This window comes from Microbacterium sp. 22296, assembly GCF_052045385.1.
In the GTDB taxonomy this organism is placed as follows: Bacteria; Actinomycetota; Actinomycetes; order Actinomycetales; family Microbacteriaceae; genus Microbacterium.
Genome location: NZ_JBQEOS010000001.1, coordinates 718266 through 743122 on the forward strand (window position 1 = coordinate 718266; position 24857 = coordinate 743122).

The 24857-nt window shown below is 69.8% G+C and carries 20 protein-coding genes; 13 read left to right on the forward strand and 7 right to left on the reverse strand.

The window, feature by feature from the left end:
- Positions 1-11: 11 nt before the first annotated feature.
- The 5 genes from ACTJJP_RS03465 to sufB all read right to left on the reverse strand — a co-directional run bounded on the left by ACTJJP_RS03465 (position 12) and on the right by sufB (position 4162).
- On the reverse strand, positions 12-341 hold the full coding sequence (locus ACTJJP_RS03465) for a metal-sulfur cluster assembly factor (protein WP_055837689.1): 330 nt from the start codon (positions 339-341) through the stop codon (positions 12-14).
- Positions 342-350: 9 nt separating this feature from the next.
- Entirely contained in the window at positions 351-1121 is a 771-nt protein-coding gene (gene sufC / locus ACTJJP_RS03470) for a Fe-S cluster assembly ATPase SufC (protein WP_440773627.1), read from the reverse strand.
- A 37-nt stretch (positions 1122-1158) separates the two neighbouring features.
- Positions 1159-1488, reverse strand: coding sequence for a non-heme iron oxygenase ferredoxin subunit (locus tag ACTJJP_RS03475; RefSeq protein WP_055955137.1), 330 nt, complete (start codon positions 1486-1488; stop codon positions 1159-1161).
- Positions 1485-2678 (reverse strand): Fe-S cluster assembly protein SufD, encoded by a 1194-nt coding sequence (gene sufD, locus ACTJJP_RS03480; RefSeq protein ID WP_440773628.1) that lies wholly within the window; start codon positions 2676-2678, stop codon positions 1485-1487. Before sufD ends, ACTJJP_RS03475 begins: the two co-directional genes overlap by 4 nt.
- A gap of 65 nt (positions 2679-2743) precedes the next feature.
- Complete coding sequence (gene sufB, locus ACTJJP_RS03485) at positions 2744-4162, reverse strand: Fe-S cluster assembly protein SufB (protein ID WP_314456907.1); 1419 nt, start codon at positions 4160-4162, stop codon at positions 2744-2746.
- Positions 4163-4411: 249 nt separating this feature from the next.
- Here sufB and ACTJJP_RS03490 point away from each other — a divergent pair, with 249 nt between their 5' ends.
- A complete protein-coding gene (locus ACTJJP_RS03490; RefSeq protein ID WP_440773629.1) occupies positions 4412-5398 on the forward strand; it encodes a COX15/CtaA family protein in 987 nt (328 codons plus the stop codon).
- 201 nt (positions 5399-5599) lie between these two features.
- Positions 5600-6130, forward strand: a complete 531-nt coding sequence (locus ACTJJP_RS03495; RefSeq protein ID WP_440773630.1) for a dinucleotide-utilizing enzyme — start codon at positions 5600-5602, stop codon at positions 6128-6130.
- A gap of 422 nt (positions 6131-6552) precedes the next feature.
- Here ACTJJP_RS03495 and ACTJJP_RS03500 read toward each other — a convergent pair whose 3' ends face one another.
- Positions 6553-7479, reverse strand: a complete 927-nt coding sequence (locus ACTJJP_RS03500) for a heme o synthase (RefSeq protein ID WP_440773631.1) — start codon at positions 7477-7479, stop codon at positions 6553-6555.
- Between the two features lie 225 nt (positions 7480-7704).
- On the opposite strand from ACTJJP_RS03500, the gene tkt reads away from it, so the two are divergent.
- The 7 genes from tkt to ACTJJP_RS03535 all read left to right on the forward strand — a co-directional run bounded on the left by tkt (position 7705) and on the right by ACTJJP_RS03535 (position 18554).
- Positions 7705-9804 (forward strand): transketolase, encoded by a 2100-nt coding sequence (tkt, locus tag ACTJJP_RS03505; RefSeq protein ID WP_440773632.1) that lies wholly within the window; start codon positions 7705-7707, stop codon positions 9802-9804.
- Between the two features lie 18 nt (positions 9805-9822).
- Positions 9823-10944: a transaldolase gene (gene tal / locus ACTJJP_RS03510; protein ID WP_440773633.1), complete on the forward strand. Its 1122-nt coding sequence runs from the start codon at positions 9823-9825 to the stop codon at positions 10942-10944.
- Positions 10941-12554: a glucose-6-phosphate isomerase gene (locus ACTJJP_RS03515; RefSeq protein ID WP_440773634.1), complete on the forward strand. Its 1614-nt coding sequence runs from the start codon at positions 10941-10943 to the stop codon at positions 12552-12554. Before tal ends, ACTJJP_RS03515 begins: the two co-directional genes overlap by 4 nt.
- A 3-nt stretch (positions 12555-12557) precedes the next feature.
- Entirely contained in the window at positions 12558-14108 is a 1551-nt protein-coding gene (zwf, locus tag ACTJJP_RS03520; RefSeq protein ID WP_440773635.1) for a glucose-6-phosphate dehydrogenase, read from the forward strand.
- Positions 14105-15052, forward strand: a complete 948-nt coding sequence (locus ACTJJP_RS03525; RefSeq protein ID WP_440773636.1) for a glucose-6-phosphate dehydrogenase assembly protein OpcA — start codon at positions 14105-14107, stop codon at positions 15050-15052. Before zwf ends, ACTJJP_RS03525 begins: the two co-directional genes overlap by 4 nt.
- Complete coding sequence (pgl, locus tag ACTJJP_RS03530) at positions 15049-15837, forward strand: 6-phosphogluconolactonase (protein WP_440773637.1); 789 nt, start codon at positions 15049-15051, stop codon at positions 15835-15837. The genes ACTJJP_RS03525 and pgl overlap by 4 nt, the downstream gene beginning before the upstream one ends.
- 185 nt (positions 15838-16022) lie before the next feature.
- Positions 16023-18554: a LuxR C-terminal-related transcriptional regulator gene (locus ACTJJP_RS03535; RefSeq protein WP_440773638.1), complete on the forward strand. Its 2532-nt coding sequence runs from the start codon at positions 16023-16025 to the stop codon at positions 18552-18554.
- Between the two features lie 142 nt (positions 18555-18696).
- Here ACTJJP_RS03535 and ACTJJP_RS03540 read toward each other — a convergent pair whose 3' ends face one another.
- Positions 18697-19971, reverse strand: coding sequence for a glycosyltransferase family 2 protein (locus ACTJJP_RS03540; RefSeq protein ID WP_440773639.1), 1275 nt, complete (start codon positions 19969-19971; stop codon positions 18697-18699).
- A 284-nt stretch (positions 19972-20255) separates the two neighbouring features.
- Between ACTJJP_RS03540 and ACTJJP_RS03545 the strand changes: the two genes are divergently transcribed.
- The 4 genes from ACTJJP_RS03545 to ACTJJP_RS03560 are packed head-to-tail and all read left to right on the forward strand — an operon-like array spanning position 20256 to position 24830.
- Positions 20256-21584 carry a nucleotide sugar dehydrogenase gene (locus ACTJJP_RS03545; RefSeq protein ID WP_440773640.1) on the forward strand — a complete coding sequence of 443 codons (1329 nt, stop codon included), beginning with the start codon at positions 20256-20258 and terminating at the stop codon, positions 21582-21584.
- Positions 21581-22636: an NAD-dependent epimerase/dehydratase family protein gene (locus tag ACTJJP_RS03550; RefSeq protein WP_440773641.1), complete on the forward strand. Its 1056-nt coding sequence runs from the start codon at positions 21581-21583 to the stop codon at positions 22634-22636. Before ACTJJP_RS03545 ends, ACTJJP_RS03550 begins: the two co-directional genes overlap by 4 nt.
- Positions 22633-24084, forward strand: coding sequence for a polysaccharide deacetylase family protein (locus tag ACTJJP_RS03555; protein ID WP_440773642.1), 1452 nt, complete (start codon positions 22633-22635; stop codon positions 24082-24084). Before ACTJJP_RS03550 ends, ACTJJP_RS03555 begins: the two co-directional genes overlap by 4 nt.
- On the forward strand, positions 24081-24830 hold the full coding sequence (locus ACTJJP_RS03560; protein WP_440773643.1) for a hypothetical protein: 750 nt from the start codon (positions 24081-24083) through the stop codon (positions 24828-24830). The genes ACTJJP_RS03555 and ACTJJP_RS03560 overlap by 4 nt, the downstream gene beginning before the upstream one ends.
- The last annotated feature ends 27 nt before the right edge of the window (positions 24831-24857 follow it).

Genomic DNA, 24857 nt, shown 5'->3' on the forward strand with positions numbered 1-24857 from the left:
GGCGTTTTCGATCAGATCGCGAAGCCGAGGGCGCGCATCATGTCGCGGCCATCGTCGGTGATCCGCTCGGGACCCCACGGCGGCATCCACACCCAGTTGATGCGGAAGCGGTCCACCACGTTGTCGAGGGACTGGGCGGTCTGCTCTTCGAGCACATCGGTCAGCGGGCAGCCGGCCGAGGTGAGGGTCATGTGGATGACGAGGGCGTCGTTCTCGTCGTCCCATGCGAGGTCGTAGATGAGCCCCAGGTCGACGACGTTGATCCCCAGTTCGGGGTCCATGACGTCCTTCAGGGCCTCGGTGACCTCGTCGTACTTCTCGGGCGCGAGCGTTGCGGTCATGTAACGATCTTACGCTTCGACCGGCGTACCGGCCTCGAGGAAACGGTCGTACCCCTCTTCTTCGAGACGGTCGGCGAGTTCGGGGCCGCCCTCCTCGACGATGCGGCCCTTCACCACCACGTGCACGAAGTCGGGACGGATGTAGCGGAGGATGCGCGTGTAGTGCGTGATGAGCAGCACACCGAGGTCGGTCTGCTCCTTGGCGCGGTTCACGCCCTCCGACACGATCTTGAGCGCGTCGACGTCGAGACCGGAGTCGGTCTCGTCGAGCACGGCGATCTTGGGCTTGAGCAGCTCGAGCTGGAGGATCTCGTGACGCTTCTTCTCGCCGCCGGAGAACCCCTCGTTGACGTTGCGCGCGGCGAACGTCGGGTCCATGCGCAGGTTCGACATGGCTCCCTTGACGTCCTTGGTCCAGCCTCGGATGGCCGGAGCCTCACCGTCGATGGCCGTCTTGGCGGTGCGGAGGAAGTTGGTGACCGTGACACCGGGGATCTCGACCGGGTACTGCATCGCGAGGAACAGGCCCGCGCGGGCGCGCTCGTCGACGGTCATCTCGAGCACGTCTTCGCCGTCGAGCGTGATGGAGCCGCTGGTGACGGTGTACTTGGGGTGCCCGGCGATCGTGTAGGCCAGGGTCGACTTGCCGGAGCCGTTGGGGCCCATGATGGCGTGGGTCTCACCGGTGCGGAGCGTGAGCGTCACGCCGTTGAGGATCGGGGTCGTACCGTTCTCCGTCTCGACCGTCACGTGGAGGTCGCGGATCTCGAGGACAGGCATGGTGTTCCTTACGTAAGTCTGGGGTCGTGGGCGCGGCTCAGGCCGTCGCCTTGGTGACGGAAGGATCGATGAGCACGTCGTCTCCGTCGATCACGACCTCGTACACGGGCACCGGCTCGAAGGCCGGCAGGTTCAGGGGGCGTCCGGTCTTCAGCGAGAATGCCGAGCCGTGCGCCCAGCACTCCAGCGTCTCTCCCTCGACGAAGCCGTCCGACAGCGAGATGTCGCCGTGGGTGCAGACGTCTCCGATCGCGTGCACCTCGCCGTTGCCGTCGAGGACCACGGCGATCGCGGTGCCGTCGATCTCGACGCGGTGCGCTTCGTCCTGCACGAGGTCGCTCAGCGCGCACGCGCGCGAGGCGCTCACGCGGCCGCCCCTTCGGCCAGCTCGCGCTCGATCGCCTCGGTGAGCTCGGTCTCGAGCTCGGGGATGCCGATGCGCTGCACGATCTCGCTGAGGAAGCCGAGCACGACCAGTCGTCGCGCCTCGTCTTCGGCGATACCGCGGGCCTGGAGGTAGAACAGCTGCTCGTCGTCGAAACGGCCCGTGGCGCTGGCGTGGCCCGCACCCTGGATGTCGCCGGTCTCGATCTCGAGGTTGGGGATCGAGTCCGCGCGCGCGCCGTCGGTGAGCACGAGGTTGCGGTTGGCCTCGTACGAGTCGGTGCCGGTGGCATCGGGGCCGATGAGCACGTCGCCGATCCACACGCTCCGGGCGTTCTTGCCCTGCAGGGCACCCTTGTAGAGCACGTCGCCGACCGTGTGCGGTCCCTTGTGGTGCAGGTACACCTGCGATTCGAGGTGCTGGCCGGCGTCGGCGAACGACAAACCGTACAGACGGCCCTCGGCTCCGGCGCCCGACAGCTCGACGGACGGGTTCACGCGCACGACACCGCCGCCGAAGCTCACCACGACGTGGGTGAGCTTCGCGTCGCGGTCGACGCGAGCCTGGTGCGCCGAGGCGTGGATCGCGTCGTCGTCCCACTTCTGCACCGACACGACCGTGAGGTCGGCTCCGTCGCGCACGAGGATCTCGACGTTCTGGGCGTGCTGGGCGGTGCCCTCGTGGCGCAGCACGATGGTGCCGCGCGAGTTCGGCTGCGCCTCGATCACGACGTGTGCGTGGGCGAGCCCGCCGGTGCCGGTCAGGCGCACGATCACGGGCTCGTCGAGTTCGACGTTCGCGGGGATCCGCAGCAGCGGCGCCTCGGACTCGTGGGTCCAGGCGAGGGCGGCCGTGATGTCTTCGGGACGGAAGTGCTCACCGCGCGGCGCGTCACCGGCCGCGAGCCGCAGCTGCTCGACCTCTGCCGGAGCCTCGACCTCGACGCGCATGACGCCCGTCGGACCCGCCTCGTCGGCGAACAACGCCGCGAGCCGGTCGATCGGGGTGAGCTTCCAGTTGACCTCGCGGCCGGTCGGAGTGCCGAAGTCGGCCGGATCGAACGAGGTCGCCCGCTCCGAGCGCGTCTGCACCGGAACGATGGATGCCACGAGGGCGGCAGGGTCGATATGACCCGCCGCGGTGCCCGCGGGGGTCGTGGTCGCTGTCGTCACTTAGCTAACGCTCCATTCGGCGAGAGGGCGGGGAACTGAGGGCGGGGCGGTCGTCGCCGAAGCGATCATCCGACGCTGCCTTCCATGCCCATCTCGATGAGCTTGTTCAACTCGAGCGCGTACTCCATGGGCAGTTCGCGCGCGATGGGCTCGATGAACCCGCGCACGATCATGGCCATGGCCTCGTCTTCGGGCATCCCGCGCGACTGCAGGTAGAAGAGCTGCTCTTCGCTGACCTTCGAAACGGTGGCTTCGTGACCGAGCTGCACGTCGTCGACGCGGATGTCGATCGCGGGGTAGGTGTCGCTGCGCGAGATGGTGTCGACCAGCAACGCGTCGCAGCGCACCGTGTTGGCGGAGTGGTGCGCGTTGGCATCCACTCGCACTTCACCGCGGTACCCGGCGCGACCGCCGCCGCGGGCGATGGACTTCGACACGATCGAGGACTGCGTGTACGGCGCCATGTGGACCATCTTCGCGCCGGCGTCCTGGTGCTGACCGGGACCGGCGAAAGCGACCGACAGGGTCTCGCCCTTGGCGTGCTCGCCCATCAGGTAGATGGAGGGGTACTTCATCGTCACCTTGGAGCCGATATTGCCGTCGACCCATTCCATGGTCGCGCCCTCGTGGGCGACGGCACGCTTCGTGACGAGGTTGTAGACGTTGTTCGACCAGTTCTGAATCGTCGTGTAGCGCACGCGGGCGTTCTTCTTCACGATGATCTCGACGACGGCCGAGTGCAGCGAGTCGCTCTTGTAGATCGGCGCCGTGCAGCCCTCGATGTAGTGCACGTAGCTGTCTTCGTCCGCGATGATCAGGGTCCGCTCGAACTGACCCATGTTCTCGGTGTTGATGCGGAAGTACGCCTGCAGCGGGATCTCGACGTGCACGCCCTTGGGGACGTAGACGAACGAACCGCCCGACCACACGGCCGTGTTCAGCGCTGCGAACTTGTTGTCGCCGGCGGGGATGACGGTGCCGAAGTACTCCTCGAAGAACTCGGGGTGCTCGCGCAGAGCGGTGTCGGTGTCCATGAAGATGACACCCTGCTGCTCGAGGTCTTCGCGGATCTGGTGATAGACCACCTCGGACTCGTACTGCGCGGCCACGCCGGCGACGAGGCGCTGACGCTCGGCCTCGGGGATGCCGAGCTTCTCGTAGGTGTTGCGGATCTCCTCCGGAAGGTCTTCCCAGGACTGGGCCTGCTTCTCGGTCGAGCGCACGAAGTATTTGATGTTGTCGAAGTCGATCTCGCTGAGATCGGCGCCCCAGGTGGGCATGGGCTTGCGGCCGAAGAGCTGGTAGCCCTTGAGGCGCGTCTTCAGCATCCACTCCGGCTCGGACTTCAGGGAGGAGATGCCGCGGACGACGTCCTCGTTGATCCCGCGCTGCGCGAGCGCACCCGCGGCATCGGTGTCGTGCCAGCCGAACTCGTATTGCCCCAGGCTTTCGAGCTCGGGTCGGTCGATGAGTACATCGGACATAGTGGTCACTCTCCTTCTCGGGCCTCAACGGTGTCATCCGTCCCGGCATTCCGGACTCCGGTCGAAGTCCCAGGAATGTCGCTGGTGGGCCCGCTCGAAGGCGCTGGCGGCGCGCCTAGACTGTCAGTGGTGCGGAACGCGTGAGCGCTGCACCCGGACCCTCTGATTCTACAGGCAACACCCGCTCCCGGCATGGCAGGCCCGCTCTCCCGAACGCCCGGAGCACCTCGACGCCAGGAAGCCGTACGCATGCCCTCCGCCCCGTCCCCCACTGCCCCGTCACGCGTTCCGGCGCCCCTGCGCCGCTTCGTCGCCTGGTTGCCCGTCGACGTCGACCGGCGGGTACGGGTGTTCGCGTGGCTGTCGTTCGTGGCGGAGGTGCTGATCATCGGCACCGGGGGCGCCGTCCGTCTGACCGGCTCGGGGCTCGGCTGCCCGACGTGGCCGCGCTGCACGCCCGACTCCCTGGTCAACACGCCCGAGATGGGCATCCACGGAGTCATCGAGTTCGGCAACCGCACGCTGACGGGGCTCGTCGGCATCCTGGCCATCGCCGTCGTGGTGCTCGTCTGGCGCATGCGTCACGAGCGCCGTGTGCTCTTCGTCCTGTCTCTCGTCGTGCTGGTGGGCATCGTCGCGCAGGCGGTCGTGGGCGGCATCACCGTGCTGACGGGCCTGAACCCCTTCATCGTCGGGTTCCACTACGTCGCGTCGGTCTCGCTGGTGGCCGTGTGCGCCGCCTTCCTCGTGCGGATGTATCAGCCCGCCGGAGCCCGCACCCTCGCCGTCCCGCGCTGGTTCGCGGGTCTCGTGCACGCCACCACCGCGATCCTCGCCCTGACCATCGTCTTCGGCGTGCTCACCACCGGCGCCGGCCCCCACTCGGGTGACGAGGCCTCGATCCGCAACGGCTTCGACGCGCAGGTGCTCGAGCACGTCCACGCGTGGCCCGGGTACGCGCTCTTCGTCCTCACCCTCGCGGTCGTCGTGATCGCGTGGCGGCTCCGCCTCCCGGTGCGTCGCTGGGCGACCGCCCTGCTGGCCGTCGAACTCGTGCAGATCGCCGTCGGCCTCTACCAGGCGCGCAACGGACTGCCCGAGCTCGCCGTCGGCACCCACATGGTGCTCGCCGCTCTGGCCGCGGCGACGATGACCGTCGTCGTGATGCGCCTGAAGCAGCCGGCCGCCGTCGACGATTCGATCGCGGCCCGCGAAACCGCGTCGGCGCGGAGCTGACCGCCCCGCCGACCGCTGCCATCGGGGCGAGAAGGCGCGCTTATACGCTCATAGGGCATTCATGGGCGACCCCTAACCCCGACACCGCCCGGTGAGACAGGGTTGTCCTCAGGGTGCCCGGCGCCCGTGATCCATCCGATGCCACCGCGTCGGATGACGCCTTCCGACTCCCCCGGGTCGGAACGACAAGGAGTTCATCCCATGCACACTCGTCCCCGTCTGCTGACCAGCATCCCCTTCTGGGTGCTCGTCGCCGGATCCCTGGCCGCCATCATCGGCGGACTCGCGATCGTCCTGAACGGGATCACCGCGATGGAGGAGGTCCTCAACGACCCCAACGCCACCGTCGTGCAGGTCTACGTCGGTCAGTCCTGGGTCGTCGTCGGCGCCGCGGTGCTCGGTGCCGGTGCCGTGGGCATCGTCGCCGTGCTCGCGCTCGGCGCAGCCACCGCACTGACCCGCCGCCCCGACGTGGCGGTCGAGAGCATCGACTTGTCGCGCGACGACGAGACGGTCGCCGAGCCCGCCGCCGCGGTGTACCCGCCCGCCACGGCCGCTGAGCCGATCGCGGCCCCCATCGCGGTCGAGGACGCCGACATCGAGACGCCGTCGACCGCTCCCGCTCCGGCCCGTGCCGCGGCCGAAACCGGTCACGACGCCCCGAAGCTCGACGCCGGAACCCGCCACGACGAGCCCCGACTCGACGCCGGAGACGACGCCCCGCGTCGCTGATCCCGCTCGGACGAACGCGCCCGCTCCCTTTCGGGGGCGGGCGCGTTCGCGTCCTTCGGACCTCGCGCCTCCGCTCCACCCGACCACCGGAGGAGATTCCTCGAGCGGAGGACGGATGCCGCGACGACGGGTCCTCCCCCGGCGGAAACTCCTCAACTCCTCGGCTCCGGCGGCATCCACGCCCCTGACCGAACATCTCAGCGTGCGCGCCACCTGCCGACCGGAGGAGATTCCTCGAGCGGAGCACGGATGCCGCGACGACGGGTCCTCCCCCGGCGGAAACTCCTCCGCTCCGGCGGCCTCCCGCCACATCCTCCGACGCCCGTACCCATCCGTGTCGCCGTCGAGCGGCATGCGGGGTCGCGACGGTATCCCACGCGCGGCCCTCGTCGAAACGCCGAAGCGNCGCTTCGGCGATCAGGTCAGAACGGCAGCAGCGGATCCACGGCGATCGCGACGAACAGCAACGTGAGGTACGTGATCGAGGCGTGGAACACGCGCATCGGACGCGGCTCGCCGCCGCGCACGGCGCGGGAGTAGAGACGGTGCGATTCGTAGATGAACCAGCCGCCGAACACCAGCGACGACACCGCGTAGACCAGACCCATGGATGCCACGGGGATCAGCAGGAGCGAGCAGGCGACGGTCGCCCACGCGTAGAGGATGACCTGCAGACCCACCTGCGACCCGCTACGGGTGGCGCCCAGCATCGGGACGTCGACCTCTTCGTACTGCGCGGCGTACTTCATGGACAGCGGCCAGTAGTGCGGCGGCGTCCACAGGAACACGAGGGCGAACAGGATGAGCGCCGCCCACGAGAGCGATCCCGTGACGGCCGACCATCCGATGAGCACCGGGAAGCAGCCCGCGATGCCGCCCCAGACGATGTTCTGCTCGGTGCGGCGCTTGAGGATCATCGTGTAGATCACGACGTAGAAGAAGATGGCCGCCGCCGACAGACCTGCGGCCAGCGGGTTGGTGAACGCCCACAGCCACACGGTCGAGACGGCCGCGAGGGTCCACGCGAACACGAGCGCGCCCCGCGGCGAAACCTCACCCGTTACGAGCGGACGGTTCTCGGTGCGCTGCATGTGCGCGTCGATGTCGCGATCGAGGTACATGTTGAACGCGGCCGCCGAACCGGCGCTCAACGAACCGCCGATGACCGTGGCGAAGATCAACCACAGGTCGGGCAGGCCGCCCTGCGCCAGGATCATCACCGGAACGGTGGTGACCAGCAGCAGCTCGAGCACACGGGGCTTCGTCAGAGCCACGTAGGCCCGGACGGTGCGTCCGACGGAGCGGCGATCGGTCGTCGCAATGACGTGCGACGTCGTCGAGATGTCCATCGTCCCCCGGGGTAGCGCGTAAAGAACCTCCTCGATTCTATGCCATCCGCACCAGACCCCCGGCCGCCTGTCGAGCCCCGTCACGATCCGCAACAGCGTCGCGGGTTCTCGCTATGCTGGCGGTGAACGCGCGCCCCGCGACGACACCCCCACCCCCCTCCCACTCCTACGGTGGTGAGCGCGGACGTCGGACGTGAACGGGCGCAGATCGAGAGAGGCACCGTTTTGTCGGACTTCGAATGGGATGAAATCGATCGGCGCGCGGTGGACACCGCCCGCATTCTGGCGGCGGATGCCGTCGAGAAGGTGGGGAACGGTCACCCCGGCACCGCGATGTCGCTGGCTCCGGCCGCGTACCTGCTCTACCAGCGGGTGCTGCGCCACGACCCGGCTGACACGCACTGGCCCGGCCGCGACCGCTTCATCCTGTCGGCGGGTCACTCGTCGCTGACGCAGTACGTACAGCTCTACCTCGGCGGTTTCGGCCTCGAGCTGAAAGACCTCGAGTCGCTGCGCACGTGGGGTTCACTGACCCCCGGCCACCCCGAGTTCGGCCACACCGACGGCGTCGAGATCACCACCGGCCCGCTCGGTCAGGGTCTCGCCTCGTCCGTCGGCTTCGCGTACGCGGCCCGCTACGAGCGCGGTCTCTTCGACGCCGAGAGCCCCGCCGGTGAGAGCCCCTTCGACCACTTCGTCTACGTCATCGCCGGCGACGGCGACCTCCAGGAGGGCGTGACGAGCGAAGCCTCCTCGCTCGCCGGCCACCAGGAGCTCGGCAACCTCATCGCGATCTACGACTCCAACCAGATCTCGATCGAGGACGACACCAACGTCGCCTTCACCGAAGACGTCGCGAAGCGCTACGAGTCCTACGGCTGGCAGGTGCAGACGGTCGACTGGAAGAAGACCGGCGAGTACGTCGAAGACGTCGCCGCGCTTCACACCGCGATCGAGGCCGCCAAGGGCGAGACGAGCAAGCCGTCGCTCATCATCCTGAAGACGATCATCGGCTGGCCCTCCCCCGGCAAGCAGAACTCGGGCAAGATCCACGGCTCCGCGCTCGGTGCCGATGAACTCAAGGCCACCAAAGAGGTCCTCGGCTTCGACCCTGAGCAGCACTTCGCCGTCGCCGACGACGTCCTCGCACACACGCGCCAGCTCGTCGAGCGCGGCGAGGCCGAGAAGGCCGCCTGGCAGCAGAAGTTCGACGCGTGGGCCGCCGCCCACCCCGAGCGCAAGCAGCTGTGGGACCGTCTGCAGGCGCGCGAGCTCCCCGCGGACATCTCCGACGCCCTCCCCGCCTTCGAGGCCGGCAAAGACGTGTCGACCCGCGCCGCCTCCGGCACGGTCATCAACGCCCTCGCCGCCCAGCTCCCCGAGCTGTGGGGTGGCTCGGCCGACCTCGCCGAGTCGAACCTGACGACGATCAAGGATGCCAAGTCCTTCATCCCCGCGTCGTGGTCGACCCACGAGTGGTCGGGCGACCCCTACGGCCGCGTGCTGCACTTCGGCATCCGCGAGCACGCCATGGGCGCGATCCTCAACGGCATCGTGCTGCACGGACCCACGCGGCCCTTCGGCGGCACGTTCCTCATCTTCAGCGACTACATGCGCCCGCCGGTGCGTCTGGCCGCGCTGATGAACATCCCGACGATCTTCGTCTGGACCCACGACTCCGTCGCCCTCGGTGAGGACGGCCCCACCCACCAGCCGATCGAGCAGCTCGCGACGCTCCGCGCCATCCCAAACTTCGCCCTCGTGCGTCCCGCGGATGCCAACGAGACCAGTGTCGTGTGGCTCGAGATGCTGCGTCGCACCGCCGGACCCGCCGGTATCGCGCTGACCCGCCAGAACATCCCCGTCTTCGCCCGCGGCGAGGGCGCGGCATCCGGCGACGAATTCGCGTCGGCCGCCGGCGCCGTCAAGGGCGCCTACGTGCTCGCGGAAGCGAAGAACGGCGAGCCCGACGTCATCCTGATCGCCACCGGTTCGGAGGTGCAGCTCGCCGTCGAGGCGCGCGAGACCCTGGCCGCCGAGGGCGTCCACGCCAGCGTGGTGTCGGCTCCGTCGCTGGAGTGGTTCGCCGAGCAGGACGAGGCCTACCGCGAGTCGGTGCTGCCCTCGTCGGTGAAGGCGCGCGTGTCGGTCGAGGCCGGCTCCGCCCTCACCTGGGCGGGGATCGTCGGCGACGCCGGCCGCTCCGTCGCGATCGACCACTTCGGTGCGTCGGCCGACTACAAGACCCTGTTCCAGAAGTTCGGCATCACGGCCGAGGCCGTCGTCGCGGCAGCGCGCGACTCGCTCGCCGCAACCGAGAAGTAATCCGAGGAGACAAACGACATGAGCACTCCCACCGCAGACCTCGCCGCCGCCGGCGTCAGCATCTGGCTCGACGACCTGTCGCGTCAGCGGATCCAGTCCGGCAACCTCGCCGAGCTCATCGACGCCCGCAACGTATCGGGCGTGACGACCAACCCCACGATCTTCGCCGGTGCCCTGTCCAAGGGCGAGGCGTACGAGGGCCAGGTCAAGGAGCTCGCCGCCGCCGGCGCCGATGTCGACGAGGCGATCTTCTCGATCACCACCGATGACGTCCGCGACGCGTGCGACATCTTCCTCCCGGTCTTCGAGGCCACGAACGGCGTCGACGGCCGCGTGTCGATCGAGGTCTCCCCCGACCTCGCCCACGACACCGAGGGCACCATCGCCCAGGCGAAGGACCTGTCGGCCCGCGTCGACCGCAAGAACGTCCTCATCAAGATCCCCGCGACCAAGGCGGGCCTCCCGGCCATCACCGAGGTCATCGGCGCGGGCATCTCGGTCAACGTCACGCTCATCTTCAGCCTGGAGCGCTACGAGGAGGTCATCGACGCGTACCTCGCCGGTGTCGAGAAGGCGCAGGCCGCCGGTCACGACATCGCGAACCTGCAGTCCGTGGCCTCGTTCTTCGTGTCGCGCGTCGACACCGAGATCGACAAGCGTTTGGCCGCGATCGGCACCGACGAGGCCGCGGCGCTGAAGGGCAAGGCCGGCATCGCCAACGCGCGTCTGGCCTACGAGCTGTTCGAGAAGAAGTTCTCGGACGACCGCGCCAAGAAGCTGCTCGAGGCGGGCGCGACCGTACAGCGTCCGCTCTGGGCGTCGACGGGCGTGAAGGACCCGGCGCTGCCCGACACCCTGTACGTGACCGAGCTCGTCGCCCCCGGCACCGTCAACACGATGCCCGAGAAGACGCTCGAGGCCACGTTCGACCACGGTGTGATCACCGGCGACACCATCACCGGCGCCTACGCCGACGCGCACGACGTGTTCGACCGTCTCGCCGCCGCGGGTGTCGACGTGGCCGACGCGACGCAGACGCTCGAAGACGAGGGTGTCGAGAAGTTCATCGCCTCGTGGCACGAGTTGCAGGACACCGTCAAGACCGCCCTCGAGGCCGGAAGCGCCCAGGCCGCCAAGTGAGCTTCGCGGTCAAGGTCACGGGCCACGTCGGCTCGGTCGTCTCGGCCGAGCTGCCGGGCCTGACCGGCTCGCTGATCGCGTCGGGCATCACCGCCGGTGACGCGAGCCTGTGGGGCCCGGCCGCTGAAGACGAGGCCTCCCGTCGGCTCGGGTGGGTGCGAGCGGTCTCCGTCTCGCGCCCGCTCGTGCCGGAGATCACGGCCCTGNTCGCGCAGGGCGTGACCCGCGTCGTGCTCGCGGGGATGGGCGGGTCGTCGCTCGCGCCCGAGGTCATCGCCCAGACGGCCGGCGTTCCGCTGGTCATCCTCGACTCGACCTCTCCCGGGCAGGTGCTCGCCGCGATCGACGGCGACGCCGAGTCGGGCGGTCTCGCACAGACCGTTCTGGTGGTCTCGAGCAAATCCGGCTCGACGATCGAGACCGACTCCGCCAAGCGCGCATTCGAGGCCGCCTTCCGCGACCTCGGCATCGATCCGACCCAGCGCATCGTCGTGGTGACCGATCCCGGCTCGCCGTTGGAGCAGTCGGCGCGAGCCGACGGCTACCGGGTCTTCACCGCCGACCCCGAGGTCGGCGGCCGCTACTCGGCCCTCACCGCGTTCGGTCTCGTGCCGACGGGACTCGCGGGCGTCGACATCGACGACCTGCTCGACGAGGCGGATGCCACACTCCTCGAGGTCGCGATCGACTCCCCCGAGAACCCGGCGCTCGTCCTGGCCGCCGCGATCGCCGGCGGTGGCTCGGTGCGCCGCGACAAGCTCGGCCTGGTCACCGACGGCACACACATCGTGGGCCTGCCCGACTGGATCGAGCAGCTCGTCGCCGAGTCGACGGGCAAGAACGGCTCCGGCATCCTTCCCGTGGTGCTGCTGCCGGTCTCGCCCGAGCTGGAATCCCGGCCCGACGACCTGCAGGTCGTCCGATTCGTCGACGACGCCACCGCGTTCCACCTCTTCGACCGACACACCGACGAGGTGCTGGTGAGCGGGTCGCTGGGAGCCCAGTTCGTCGTCTGGGAGTACGCGACCGCGATCGCCGGCCGCATGCTCGAAATCGACCCGTTCGATCAGCCCGATGTCGAGTCGGCGAAAGACGCCACCCGCGGTCTGCTGCAGGCGCAGCCGGCCCCCACCGCCCCGGCGTTCGTCGACGGCGCCGTGGAGGTGCGGGTCTCCGACCCGGCACTGGCGGCCAGCGGCAGCGTCGCGGGCGTGTTGGCAGCCCTGTACGAGCGGGTGACGGCAGACGGCTACCTCAGCATCCAGGCCTATGCGAACCGCCTGGAGCTGGCGCAGCTCGCGGGTCTGCGCGAGCTCGTCGCCGCCGACTCCGGTCGCCCCACCACCTTCGGCTGGGGTCCCCGCTTCCTGCACTCCACGGGCCAATATCACAAGGGAGGACCCGCCACAGGCGTGTTCCTCCAGATCCTCGAACGCACCGACGTCGACCTCGAGATCCCCGGTCGACCGTTCACGTTCGGACAACTCATCCAGGCACAGGCCGCGGGGGACGCGAGCGTGCTGGCGGAGGGCCATGGCCGTCCCGTCGTCACGCTGACGCTGACCGACCCGCAGGTCGACGTGCTCTCACTCTTCGAGGCGGCACAGTAAGACATGGTCGTAGAGATCACACCGGGTCACAATCCCCTCCGCGATCCCGAGGATCGCCGTTTGAGCCGGATCGCCGGGCCCAGTGCCCTGGTGATCTTCGGCGTCACCGGCGACCTGTCGCGCAAAAAGCTCATGCCGGCGGTATACGACCTCGCCAACCGCGGTCTGCTGCCCCCGGGGTTCGCCCTGGTCGGCTTCGCCCGTCGCGACTGGGAGGACCAGGACTTCGCCGAGGTCGTCTACGACTCGGTCAAGAAGTACGCCCGCACCGAGTTCCGCGACGAGACGTGGAAGGAGCTGCTCGAGGGCATCCGCTTCGTGCAGGGCGAGTTCGACGACCCCGAGGCCTTCCAGCGTCTGCGCGCGACGGTCGACAAGCTCGACACCGAACGCGGCACGATGGGCAACCACGCCTACTACCTCTCGATCCCGCCGAAGGCCTTCCCCCTCGTCACGACGCAGTTGAAGGCGTCCGGCCTCGTCGGCGAGACCGCCGACGACACCACCGGCTGGCGCCGCGTCGTGATCGAGAAGCCCTTCGGGCACGACCTGGCCTCGGCCCGCGAGTTGAACGAGGTCGTCGAGAGCGCGTTCCCGGCCGACTCGATCTTCCGCATCGACCACTACCTCGGCAAAGAGACGGTGCAGAACATCCTGGCGCTGCGCTTCGCCAACGAGCTGTACGAACCGATCTGGAATCGCAACTACGTCGATCACGTGCAGATCACCATGGCCGAAGACATCGGTGTGGGCGGTCGCGCGGGCTACTACGACGGCATCGGCGCGGCGCGCGACGTCATTCAGAACCACCTCCTGCAGCTGCTGGCCCTTACGGCGATGGAGGAGCCCATCAGCTTCAACGCCGCCGACCTGCGTGCCGAGAAAGAGAAGGTGCTCGCGGCGGTGCGCCTGCCCGAGAACCTCGCCGAGTCCACGGCTCGCGGGCAGTACGCCGGCGGCTGGCAGGGCGGCGAGGAGGTGCTCGGCTTCCTCGAGGAAGACGGGATGAACCCCGACTCCGTCACCGAGACGTACGCCGCGATCAAGCTCGAGATCAACACCCGCCGCTGGTCGGGCGTGCCGTTCTACGTCCGCAGCGGCAAGCGCCTGGGTCGCCGCGTCACCGAGGTGGCCGTCGTGTTCAAGCGCGCCCCGCAGCAGCTGTTCTCGCGCAGCCAGACGCAGGAACTCGGGCAGAACGCGCTCGTCATCCGCGTGCAGCCCGACGAGGGCGTCACGATCCGTTTCGGCTCGAAGGTCCCCGGCGACGGCACGCAGGTGCGCGACGTGACGATGGACTTCGGCTACGGGCACGCCTTCACCGAGGCGAGCCCCGAAGCCTACGAACGGCTCATCCTCGACGTGCTGCTCGGCGACCCGCCGCTGTTCCCGCGGCACGAGGAGGTCGAGCTCAGCTGGAAGATCCTCGACCCGATCGAGGAGTTCTGGGCCGCGGAGGGCGGCCCGCTCGAACAGTACTCGCCCGGATCGTGGGGGCCGGCGTCCGCCGACGAACTCCTCGCCCGCGACGGCCGCACCTGGAGACGCCCGTGATCATCGACCTGCCCGACACCACCGTCAGCGCGATCTCGAAGAAGCTCGTCAGCGTGCGCGAAGAGGGCGGCGCGGTCGCCCTCGGCCGCGTGCTGACGCTCATCATCGTCACGCACCACGGCGCCGAAGAAGAGGTCATCGAGGCCGCGAACGACGCGTCGCGCGAGCACCCGATGCGCGTCATCGCCGTGCTGTTCGGCGATGAGGACGAAGAGCCCCGTCTCGACGCCCAGATCCGCGTCGGCGGCGACGCGGGCGCCAGCGAGGTCGTCGTCCTGCGCGCGCACGGCGCCGCCGGATCCAACGCCGAGAGCCTCGTCACGGGCCTGCTGCTCCCCGACGCCCCGGTGGTCGCATGGTGGCCGGCCGAGGCGCCGGCGAACCCGTCGCGCTCGGCCATCGGCCGTATCGCGCAACGCCGCATCACCGACGCCTCTTCGCAGGCAGATCCGGCCGCATGGGTCGCCGAGCTCGGCGAGCACTACGCCCCCGGTGACACCGACTTCGCGTGGACGCGTCTTACGCGCTGGCGCGAGCAGCTCGCCGCGGTGCTCGATCAGCCGCCGTACGAGCCGGTCACCGCGATCGAGGTGCGCGGCGCCGCGGACTCGCCCTCGACGTCGCTGCTCGCTGCCTGGCTGGGCATGAAGCTCGACGCCCCCGTCGACTACGCCTACCTCCCGGCGGACGAGTGGGCGAGCGGCATCAAGTCGGTGCGCCTCACGCGTGCGAGCGGGGACACCCTGCTCGAGCGTCCCGAAGCCGGCGTCGCGATCCTGCGCCAGCCCGGGCAGCCGACGCATGATCTCGCCTTCCCTCGCCGGACGCTCCGCGAGTGCCTGGCCGAAGAACTGCGCCGCCTCGACCCCGACCTGCTCTACGGTCGCGTGATCACCGACGGACACGATCTGCTGCACGCCGCGAGCGAGAAGAGCGCATCATGAGCGACGGTTCGGCCAAGCGCGTCATCATCAAACGCGACGCCGACGCCCTCGCCGAATACGTCGCGACCCGCTTCGTGAATCGCATCGTCAAACGCGTCGCCGAGGGCAAGCGCATGCACATCTGTCTCACCGGCGGGACGATGGGCGGCGCGGTCCTGCGCACCGCCGCGCGTGACGAGCGCGTGGCCGACATCGACTGGTCGCTCGTGCACTTCTGGTTCGGCGACGAACGATTCGTGCCGCGCGACAGCGACGACCGCAACGAGAAGCAGGCGCGCGAGGCCTTCCTCGATCACATCGACGTACCGGCCGAGAACATCCACACCGTGGCATCCAGCGAGGACGGGGTCGACCTCGACACCGCGGCGATCGCCTATGCCGACGAGCTCGCGCAGTTCGCCCCGTCGGACCGCAGCGAGACGGGCCCCTGGCCGTCGTTCGACATCTGCTTCCTCGGGGTCGGCCCCGACGCGCACATCGCCTCATTGTTCCCGGACCGGCCCGAGATCTCGGTCACCGACCGCGCCACCGTGCCGGTGAGGGAATCCCCCAAGCCGCCGAGCGAGCGCGTCTCGCTCACGCGTCCTGTCATCAACAGCTCGAAGCGCGTCTGGATGGTCATCGCCGGCGCCGACAAGGCCGCAGCTCTGGGCCTCGCCCTGGCGGGGGCGAGCTACCAGAGCGTTCCGGCCGCGGGGGCGAAGGGACGCCGGCGCACGGCGTTCTTCGTCGACGAGGTGGCCGCCGACCAGGTGCCACCGCAACTCATCGACCGCGAGTACTGAGCGCCGTTGAACGAGAGGGGGGATCGGATGNAGGGCATCCGATCCCCCCTCTCGTTCGTTTGCGCTTCGGGTCGCACACCCCTTGTCATCCCCTGTGCCGCGATTTAGCCTCAACGAGGGGGCATCCAGATCCGGCCCGGGAAATGCGATTTCCGGCTTCGGACGACGTAGTTGGGGAACGTAGGATGCCATTTTTCGGTCGCGCGCGAGAGAGACAGATCGCGGAGGACGTCATCAGGGCTTCGGGGGGAGCCGGATGCCTTTTCCTCGGAGCGGACGGCATCGGCAAGACCGCGCTGGCGCGCGCGATCGCCGAGGACCACGGCGCCGTCGTCGTCGCGGCCAGCCCGCTCGAGCGACTGTGGCCGTATTCGGGGCTGTCGGCTTTCGCCTCCGGTCTCGGGGGCCGACGGCGCGCGGCCGTCGACACCGTCCTCGCGCGCGGGCGGGACTGGCCCGAGCACCTGCTGGCCGAGGAACTCAGCCGTACTCTCCACCTCGTCCACGACGAACCCGACGTCGTGGTGATCGACGACCTCGATCGCATGGACGGCGCGAGCATCACGGTCCTGTCATACGTGTTCGGGCGACTGCGCGGGACGGGTCTCAGCGTCGTGGCCACAGCGGACGTCGACGACGAACGGCATGAGTTCGCCGGCATGCGACGCGCACGGATCGAGCGGCTGTCCTTCGAGGAATCGCTCGACCTCGCTCGCGCCGTGCTCGGATCGGGGGCGGCACCCGCGATCCTGCACACGGTGGCGGCGGCGGCGGGAGGCGATCCCGGAATCCTCGCGCGCGTGCACGTGACTCCGTGCGAGGCGAGCGGTGACGATCCGCTTCCCCTGCCCCTCCGCCTCACCGAGGACCGACCGGGCCGACGCGGGCGCGGCAGGGGCGCGTGCCGCGATCCGCGGCTCAGCGCGGTGATGGATTTCCTCTCCATCAGCCCGCTCGTCGAATTCGACCGTCTGCGCTCCGCCACCGCAGCCCTCGGCGTGGAGGCGGACGCGCTGATCGACGAGGGGCTCGTCGCCGTTCACGGCGAGTGGGCGCGCATCGCCGACCCGGCCCTGCGATTGCGGCACCTCGGCTCCCTCAACGCAGATGAAAGGGCGCGGCTGCACGTCCGTGCCGCGCAGGAGCACGCCGGCATGTACCCGGCGACTTTCCTCTGGCATCGGAGCCACGCTGAACCCCACCGCGATCGTGAACGCCTCCTCGCCGCCGCGGTCGACCTGGCGCGTGCGGGAGAGCCCTCGGCCGCGATCGAATACGCGGAGAGAGCCCTGGCCGGCAGGATCGGCGACGCCACCCGAAGCGGACTTCTCGTCGACCTCGGCGAAGCGCTGGTGATGCAAGGGCACGGTGTGCGGGCTGAGCACTACCTCCGTCGTGCCGGGGCGCCAAGCGATCCGGGGGTGCGCACCCGGGCGGCGATAGCGTGGCTGCGAGCGACGAATGCCGCCGACCGCACCGCCGACGAGACCATGCTGCGCATCGCGGCGCAGACCGTCGACCCGCGCGCCGCGGAGCGGCTGCTGTGCGAGGGCGCACGACTGCACCTGTCGCGCGGGGAGATACAGCAGGCGCACGGCCTGGTCGTCCGCGCCGTGGAACGGGGTGTCGCCTCGACCGAGACGACACTGCTCGCTCGCACGCTCGAGGAGATCGGCGTCGACGCCCTGCTGCCCGTCAGCGTCGACACCGGCGTCACGGCGGTCGTCTCCGAGTCGGAGGTCCCGATAGAGGAGGAGCTGCTCGCCCTCCAGCTCGCCGTGCTGCGGGAGGAGTACGCGATCGCGCGGCGTCGAATCCTCCAGCGGCTCGAGAGCCGGCCGCGTCCGGCACCGTACTGGAGCGATCTCCTGCGACGGATGCTGGTGACGACGGAGGTGCGCGGCGGGGACCCTGTCGCCGCCCGTGAGGCCGTCGCCGCATGGCGCCGCGAGTGGGTCCCGGGCCGCACACCCGAGGTGGCCGACATCCTCGTCTACGCGAGCGCCGCGGCGATGGACCCCCTCGGACCCGACACGGAGGAGTTCGTGCGGTACGGTCGCGATCTCTGCCGTCGCGAGGGCACCCCGACCCCACTGGCGTGGTTCGCCGTCATCGAGGGCGGCGTGGCCCTGGCGGAGGGACGGTTCGACGACGCGATCGCTTCCCTCCGGGATGCGACCGACGCGGCGACCTGCGAGGACCCATCCCTGCTGCGCGCCGACGCCGATCTCGTCGAGGCGCTGTGGTTGCGCGGTCACCGCGCGGAGGCCCGCCGCGTCCTCGCCCGCCTGGAAGCGGCATCCCAGCGCATCCCGCGCCGCTGGACGATACTCGCGGTGGCGCGCTCGCGCGCGGTCTGCCGCAGCGACGCTGCCGGAGCCGAGGCGTTCCGCGAGGCGGAGGCCATCGTGCGCACCGACGATCCGCCGATCGAGCGGCTGCGGTTGACCGCGGCGCGGGAGCGCTGCCTGCCCACGTCCGAGCGGGCTCCGGTCCGGGCCCCGTCGCGTCCGGGCGACCGCGGGCGCACCCTGACCCCGCAGGAACGCGATGTGGCCGCGCTGGTCGGGCAGGGTCTGCGCAATCGCGACATCGCCGCCGCCCTGTTCGTGTCGCTGCGCACCGTCGAACTCCGCCTCACCGGGATCTACCGCAAGCTCGGCGTCACCTCGCGCGTCCACCTGGTCGCCCTGTTGCACGGGGCGTCGCGATCGTGACGGCTCGTGCGTAGAGGGTCGCCGCGGAGGCACGGATGCGCAGCGAACGAGGGACCCCGGGACGCCGGGGACCGCGCCCGCCCGCCGGAGCCGTACGAGAGCCGGAGCCACGCGGGCGTCCGGGAGCCGCGGATGCCGCCTGTCACGTCGATGCGGGTGACAGCGCCGCTCGGCGATCGGGGCTCCGCCACCGTCCGTCCGACGGCCGTCCGAGGGCGGCGACGAGCGCCCGGAGACACAGCACGGCATCCCACACCCGCAGGAGCGGGTACAGCAGCATCCACACCCGCGGGCGCGTGGCGGTGACGATGCACACGAACGCCGTCATCGCGGCATCCGCCACCAGGAACGCGGCGGCCAGCGGACCGACCGGCAGAACGGTGGCGACGGTTCCCGCGACCTCTGCCGCGAATCCGCTGAGCATCGTGCTCGCCACCGCAGCGACCGCGGCGATCACGAGGGCGGGCACCATGAGGGTGAGAACCAGGCTGGACACCACCGTCTCCACCGCCAAAGCGCCGACGGACGCCCAGAAGAGGCCGACGCGCGGGCCGTGACGCCGGACCGTTTGCCAGAAACCGAGGCTCCACCGGCGCATCTGCGCGGAATAGTCTCGGAATATCGCCGGGTCCTGCGTCTCCGCGACGGCGCACGCGGGGTGGAAGGCGATGCGTCCCAGTCGCTTCGCGTGCACCTCGAAGGTCATGTTGAAGTCCTCGATCGACAGGCCGGGCGCATCGATATCGATGCGATCCAAGACGTCCGTGCGGTACATGCTCGCGAATCCCGGCACGATCGCCACCGCGTCGGCCACTCGCGCGGCCTGTCCGAACTTGTGGAGGTACTGCGTGCACACGTAGGTCCGCTCGCGATACGAGGTGAGCACGAGGCCCATTCCGCGCGTCGCCGCATCCGCCGAGGTGGTCGCCCGGCCGGCGACCGCCACCACGTCCTGATCGGTGAACAGTGGAAGGCCCGTGCGCAGGTAGTCGGGTCGGGGTCGTGAATCCGCGTCGAGGAGGAGCAGCAGCGGGAAGCGCTCGGGGATGCGGAAGTGGGCGAGCCCCGCGCGGATCGCCCCGGCCTTCCCCCGGTTGGGCGAGAGATCCCAGGCGACCGCACCCGCCTCCCGGGCCCGAGCGACCGTCTCGTCGCTGGATCCGTCCGAGACGACGAAGACGTGGGATGCCGGGACGAGGGCGCGGGCGGCACGCACGGCCTCCGCGATCACGAGCTGTTCATTGTGCGCGGCGATGAGCACCGCGACCTCGTCACGGCGGTAGTACATCGATGGCGAGAGGAGTCGGGTGTCCGCCCGCCCTTGCGCCGCCAGACGGCACAGCGCCGCAATCCCCCACACCATTGTGGACAGGCCGATGGTGCAGAAGACGACGACCAGCATGATCGCGAGCGTCATGCGAGGCCCTCCGCGATCGGCCGCGTGGAGCACCGGGCACTCGACCCCGACATCACGGATCCGGACATGGCATTCCCCTTCGGTCGCGCTCGACCGTACGCGCCGGATGCCGTCCTCGGTGGACGCGGAACCGCATGCGGATTGCGGTTTCCCGCACGATCGACTGCGGTTCGCGGCGACCCGCAAGATCTCGCCCCGTTGCTTGACCGGTCCGATCCGGCGACCGAGGGTGATTCCGGGCCCGATGCCCGGCTGCTTCCCACACCCGTTCCTGGAGGATCATGATGTCCACACTCGACGTCCGAGCGGACCTGTTCGACGCTCCGCTGCCACCGACCCCGATCGATGTCCCGTTCGACTTCGATGTCGCGATCGTGGGGCTCGGGTACGTCGGGCTCCCGACGGCGCTGGCCTATCACGCCGGCGGATCCCGCGTCCTCGCGCTCGACGCGTCGTCCCGGCGGCTACGGACCATCGCCGCGCGCGGCGCTGACCTCATCGCGCCGGACCGTGAGCGTCTGGATATCGCCCTGCACGCCCCCGCGGCGTTCCGGCTGACCGGAGACGCCCGCGAGCTGGCGCGTGCCTCCGCCATCGTCGTGTGCGTGCCCACCCCCGTCGACGCCCGTCAGGTGCCCGATCTGACGGCCCTTCGCGCGGCGTGCGCCACCGTCGTCGCCACCGCGCGCCCGGGCCAGCTCATCATGCTGACCTCCACCACCTACGTCGGGTGCACGCACGACCTCGTCGAACAGCCCCTCCGGGAGCGGGGGATGCAGATCGGGCGCGATGTCTTCGTCACCTTCAGCGCCGAGCGCATCGACCCCGGCAATGTGGGCTTCGCGCAGGAGGTGGTCCCGCGCGTCGTGGGCGGAGCCACCCCGGAGTGCGAGGAGGAGGGCGCGCGCCTGCTCTCCCGCTACACCGCGAGCGTGCACCGCGTGTCGAGCCTGGCGACGGCGGAGATGACCAAACTGCTCGAGAACACCTTCCGTGCCGTGAACATCGCCCTGGCCAACGAGTTCGCCGACATCTGCGGGGCGCTCGACGTGCCCGTCACCGAGGTCATCGAGGCGGCGAGCACGAAGCCCTACGGATTCATGGCGTTCTACCCGGGACCGGGCGTCGGGGGGCACTGCATCCCGTGCGACCCGCATTATCTGCTCTGGCAGTTGAAATCGCTGCACGTCGACACCGGGGTCATCACCGAGGCCATGACGCGCATCGCGGCGCGTCCCCGTCGTGTCGTGGAGCGGATCCGCGACGTGCTGGGCCGCGCCGGCAAGGGGACGCTCGGCGCTCGGATCCTGCTTGTCGGTGTCACTTACAAGCCCGACGTCGCCGATCTGCGCGAATCACCGGCGCTGGAGATCATGGATCTGCTCATCGATCTCGGCGCCGAGGTGCAGTTCACCGATACCCACGCTCCGCACATCCGGCTCGGCTCCGGCCGGGAGCGCGACTCGCTCGCCGACCCCGGCGCGTTCCACCCCGATGTGGTGCTCGTGCACACGCGACACCACGACAGCGATCTCGCCTGGCTGGAGGCCGACACGGTCGTCGTCGACGGCACCTACCGCAGCGCCGACATCACCGGGCGGGTGCTCCTGTGAGCGTCAACGTGTACCCCGGCGGCGGGACGAGCCGTTCACTGGTGACCGGCGGCGCCGGTTTCGTCGGCAGCCACCTCGTGGAGCACCTGCTCGGTCTGGGCGACGAGGTCGTGGTCCTCGACGACCTCTCCACCGGCTCGACCCGCAATCTCGCCGGGGTCGTCGGCAATCCCCGTCTCAGCATGATCCACGGGTCCATCCTGAATCCGGCGACGGTGGGCCAGGCGATGCGCGGATGCGACCGGGTGTTCCATCTGGCGGCGGCGGTGGGGGTGAAGCTCATCGTCGAGCAGCCGCTGCGAGGCCTGCGGATCAACATCCACGGCACCGAGAACGTGCTGACCGCCGCGATCGAGCGGCAGTCGTCGGTCCTGCTGGTCTCGACGAGCGAGGTGTACGGCAAGAACACCGCCGACCGTCTGCGTGAGGACTCCGACCGCGTTCTCGGCGACCCCCTGCTCTCGCGCTGGACGTACGCGGGCGCGAAAGGCATCGACGAGGCGTTCGCGAAGGCCTATCACGACCAAGAGGGTCTCGACGTCTCGATCGTGCGGCTGTTCAACACCGTCGGCCCCCGCCAGACCGGCCGGTACGGCATGGTGTTCCCGAACCTGGTCGGTCAGGCTCTGCGCAATCAGCCGCTCACCGTCTTCGGCGACGGATTGCAGACGCGATGCTTCTCCGCGGTCGAGGACGTGGTTCCCGCGATGGTGCGCATCGAGCGCGATCCGCGCAGCCGCGGCCAGGCCTACAACCTCGGCGGCGCGCGCGAGATCTCGATCCTCGACCTGGCGCACGAGATCATCCGCACCCTCGACAGTCGGAGCACGGTCGAACTCGTCCCCTACGAGCGGGCGTACGCCCCCGGCTTCGAGGACATGCGGCGCCGCGTGCCCGACAACACCAAGGCGCACGAGCTCGTCGGCTACGAACCGCTCACGTCGTTGGGCACGACCATCATGCGGGTCGCCGCCGACCTCCTCTCCCGCGAGCGGCTCGCGTCGGATGCCATGCCGTTCGCCAGCGCGAGCGCGTTCCGGGGTGCGCTATGACGCGTCGGGCGCGGATCCCGCGCGAGACGACGTCGGCCCTGCGCCGCGCACTCGCGGCCGCGTGCGCGATGGCCGCTGTCGCCGGGACTCTCACGGCGCTCGCTCCCGCGGATCCCGCCGAGGCCGCGGCCCGCACGATCGTGAGCCTGACCTTCGACGACGCCGATGCGAACCAGCTGCAGGCCCTGCCCGCCCTGAAGGCGAACGGGATGAAGGCGACGTTCTACGTGCCCTCGGGGTTCATCGGCGCCGCGGGACACATGACGCGTGCCGACCTGACGACCCTGAAGAACGCCGGCCACGAGATCGGCGGGCACACCGTGAACCACCCCGACCTGGCGCAGGTGAGCGTCGATGAGGCGAAGCGACAGATCTGCACCGATCGCCGCAACCTCTCATCGTGGGGGTTCACCGTCCGCAGCTTCGCGTATCCCTTCGCCTCCAGCACGCCCGAGGTCGAGCGCGCCGCCGAAGCATGCGGATACAGCAGCGCCCGGTTGCTCGGCGACATCCGCAGTCGCTTCGGCTGTCCGGACTGCGCCTTCGCCGAGTCGCCGCGTCCCACCAACCGATTCGCGCTGAAGGCCCTGGATCAGGTGGATGCCACCTGGTCGCTCGACGACCTCAAGGCCGGTGTCACGAATGCCGAACGCAACGGCGGCGGGTGGGTGCAGTTCACCTTCCACGACGTGTGCGCCGACGCGTGCAGCGACCTGGCGGTCGACCCGGGCGTGTTCTCGAGCTTCGTGGCGTGGCTGAAGACGCGACAGGCCGCCGGCACCGTGGTGCGGACGATCGGCGACGTCATCGGCGGTGCCGCCAAGCCGCTCGTGAGCGGACCGGTCGTCGCGGCCCCCACCGGATCGACCAACGGCATCGTGAACCCGAGCCTCGAGGTCGGTGCTCCCGATTGCTGGATGCGCGGCGGCTACGGCACCAACTCCCCGACCTTCAGCACGGGGGCACCCGCGCACACGGGCACGGTCGCCAGCGGCATCACCATGTCGGCTCATGCCGATGGCGACGCCAAGCTCCTCCCGCAGTTCGACCTGGGACAGTGCGCCCCGACGGTGACGGCCGGGCGGACCTACGCGCTGCGCGAGTGGTACCTCGCGAGCGGGGTCACTCAGTTCGCGGTCTATCTGCGCTCCGCGACGGGGGCGTGGTCGTACTGGACCTCGAGTCCGTGGTTCGCGTCGGCGACGCAGTGGACGCAGGCCGACTGGACGACACCGGCGATCCCCGCCGGCTACGACGGGATCAGTTTCGCCCTCACGATCTTCGGCGACGGCACCCTGCGCACCGACGACCTGCAGCTGTACGACAGCGTCGGCGCGCCCCCGCTGTCGCCCACCGGCGCCGTGACACAGCCCCCCTCGTCGACCTCGGCGACACCCCCCGAGGGTCCGGTCGAGGTGTTCCGACCCACCGAGGCCACGACCGGATGACCTCGCAGCGGAGGCCGGCGGCGGCGATCACCCTCGCGGTGCTCGTCGCCGCCGGAGTATGCGCGTGCGCACCGGCGGCACCGGCCCGCCCCGACACCGGGTATCCCTGGCACACCGGGATCGTGGCGACGACGTTCTGGGTGGGCGAGGTGTTCGACCCCGAGGCCCCCGACGGTAGTCAACGCGTGTCGACGTACGACCGCGACTGGCTCTCCGCCTACGGCGGATGCGACGGCATCGACACCGGCGACGCGTGCCGCACGGAGTCGCGGACGGCTGACGACGACTTCTTCCCCACACGGATGACGCCCCGGCAGAACCCGTTCTACCTCGACCTGCCCTTCGACGACGTCAACGATCCCGAGGGGTTCGCCCTCCGCGGCGAGGTCGTGCCGTGGGCGGACGAGTCCCCCTTCGCGTCTTCCGTCGACGACCCCACGGTCAGCCTCATGAAGAACCGCTGGGTGGCCCTCCACAAGGATGGGCACCTCTGCTACGGGCAGATCCAGGATGCCGGACCCGGCGAGTACGACGACGCCGCCTACGTCTTCGGCGCCGATGATCGACGCCCCGCGAACACCCGCTTCAACGGCGCCGGTCTCGACGTCTCGCCGGCGCTGAACGGATGCCTCGGCTTCGCCGAGCTCGACGGCGAGGACGACCGGGTCGACTGGGCATTCGTCGACGACGACGACGTCCCGCCGGGACCGTGGACACGAGTGGTCACCGACTCACCGGTCCGGTAGGGATGCCAGGCGGGAGCGGCCGAGTGG

Excerpts from the sequence above, each read along its gene's own strand:
- ACTJJP_RS03540 (WP_440773639.1), bottom strand. The coding sequence starts at position 19,971 with ATGACGCTCGCGATCATGCTGGTCGTCGTCTTCTGCACCATCGGCCTG.
- sufC (WP_440773627.1), bottom strand. The coding sequence starts at position 1,121 with ATGCCTGTCCTCGAGATCCGCGACCTCCACGTGACGGTCGAGACGGAG.
- ACTJJP_RS03545 (WP_440773640.1), top strand. The coding sequence starts at position 20,256 with ATGTCCACACTCGACGTCCGAGCGGACCTGTTCGACGCTCCGCTGCCA.
- zwf (WP_440773635.1), top strand. The coding sequence starts at position 12,558 with ATGGTCGTAGAGATCACACCGGGTCACAATCCCCTCCGCGATCCCGAG.
- ACTJJP_RS03495 (WP_440773630.1), top strand. The coding sequence starts at position 5,600 with ATGCACACTCGTCCCCGTCTGCTGACCAGCATCCCCTTCTGGGTGCTC.
- pgl (WP_440773637.1), top strand. The coding sequence starts at position 15,049 with ATGAGCGACGGTTCGGCCAAGCGCGTCATCATCAAACGCGACGCCGAC.
- tal (WP_440773633.1), top strand. The coding sequence starts at position 9,823 with ATGAGCACTCCCACCGCAGACCTCGCCGCCGCCGGCGTCAGCATCTGG.
- ACTJJP_RS03465 (WP_055837689.1), bottom strand. The coding sequence starts at position 341 with ATGACCGCAACGCTCGCGCCCGAGAAGTACGACGAGGTCACCGAGGCC.
- ACTJJP_RS03490 (WP_440773629.1), top strand. The coding sequence starts at position 4,412 with ATGCCCTCCGCCCCGTCCCCCACTGCCCCGTCACGCGTTCCGGCGCCC.
- sufB (WP_314456907.1), bottom strand. The coding sequence starts at position 4,162 with ATGTCCGATGTACTCATCGACCGACCCGAGCTCGAAAGCCTGGGGCAA.
- ACTJJP_RS03535 (WP_440773638.1), top strand. The coding sequence starts at position 16,023 with ATGCCATTTTTCGGTCGCGCGCGAGAGAGACAGATCGCGGAGGACGTC.
- ACTJJP_RS03555 (WP_440773642.1), top strand. The coding sequence starts at position 22,633 with ATGACGCGTCGGGCGCGGATCCCGCGCGAGACGACGTCGGCCCTGCGC.
- ACTJJP_RS03500 (WP_440773631.1), bottom strand. The coding sequence starts at position 7,479 with ATGGACATCTCGACGACGTCGCACGTCATTGCGACGACCGATCGCCGC.
- ACTJJP_RS03560 (WP_440773643.1), top strand. The coding sequence starts at position 24,081 with ATGACCTCGCAGCGGAGGCCGGCGGCGGCGATCACCCTCGCGGTGCTC.